This window comes from Bartonella bilalgolemi (genome assembly GCF_023500045.1).
In the GTDB taxonomy this organism is placed as follows: Bacteria; Pseudomonadota; Alphaproteobacteria; order Rhizobiales; family Rhizobiaceae; genus Bartonella; species Bartonella bilalgolemii.
This window is the reverse complement of record NZ_JAMCOF010000024.1, coordinates 1,816-3,142: the sequence shown is the minus strand read 5'-3', so window position 1 is coordinate 3,142 and position 1,327 is coordinate 1,816. Positions and strand designations below refer to the sequence as shown.

The 1,327-nt window shown below is 30.5% G+C and carries 1 pseudogene; it reads left to right on the top strand.

Annotated elements, in window-relative coordinates:
• Positions 1-586: 586 nt before the first annotated feature.
• Positions 587-1,327 (top strand): annotated as a pseudogene (locus M4Z11_RS07260) (autotransporter outer membrane beta-barrel domain-containing protein); the annotation flags it as partial.

Here is a 1,327-nt window from a genome sequence, read left to right as displayed (position 1 = left end):
ATCAGCCACCAACACAAACTTCAAAAAGCAGGTATATCAGCAACCTCTTTTTCAGGTGGGATACGTTATCGTTTCTAAAACAATACTGATATTAACTTAGATAAAAAGGGCAGTATAAGATACTGCCTTTTATTTTTTCCTTCCCTTAAAGAGATACAAAAATATTAAATCTTCTCTATATCTTATTTCTTTGATTGGCTCTTCTCCACCATTTCATCATTTTTATAAAAATAAAATACTTATCAGTATTTTAAATTTTAGCTCATAATAATTCTATATCTTATCAAGATTATATCTTATTAAAGATAATCTTGAGCTATGATATTAGCGCTTTATTTTAAATATAAATATGAAGAAATTATTTTTTATTAAAAATAATAATTTAATACATTATGTATTATTAGTAAAAACGACATTTAATACATTATGTATATAAGTAATAAATATATTTATCTTTATATAAAATGATTTTTGTCTTTACATATAAGAAAAAATAATTTACTTCAATCAATGAAAATTATCTATTCGATATCCTTCTTATAAGCGAGGGGGGATATTGTGGGCTTTATGAGTTAGGACAATCCTTATGTGTAAAAATTATCTTTTATCGTGTACAGCTATAGCTGCTATAGTTTTATTTGGCACTCATTTTAATGTTGCTGTTGCTAAGAATTTATCTGAAACTAACGGCGGTAAACACAACCTTGAAAACGAAATTTATCAAGCTGAGTCTGCTGATACAAGTGCTCTTTATGTAGGTGAAGAGGCAGAAGGTGGTTTAGCTGCAGCTGTTAAAGATGGCGATGGAAAAGGTGGTACAATCACAGGTAAAGATTTAACACTAATCGGTACTAAGGATAATAAAGGAAAAGGTGCAACAGTTAATGGGTCGAATAGCACAATTACTCTAAACAGCAAGACAACTATTAAAGATCTCCAAATTGGTCTTTCTGCAAGTAAGGGTGGTACAATCACAATAGAAAGTGGTGTGATTGATGTCAGTGATACTGCCGTAAAAGCTGAGGGTAAAGATACAAAAATTACACTCGGTAATGTAAACATTATTTCAAAAGATAAAGGTCTTGAAATAGCAAATGGTGCTAATTTTGCGATGGAAAGCGGCTCTATTACAACTGAAAAACTTGCCGTAAAAGCTGATGGTAAAGATACAAAAATTACACTCGGTAATGTAAACATTACTTCAAAAGATAAAGGTCTTGAAATAGCAAATGGTGCTAATTTTGCGATGGAAAGCGGCTCTATTACAACTGAAAAACTTGCCGTAAAAGCTGATGGTAAAGATACAAAAATTACACTCGGTAATGTA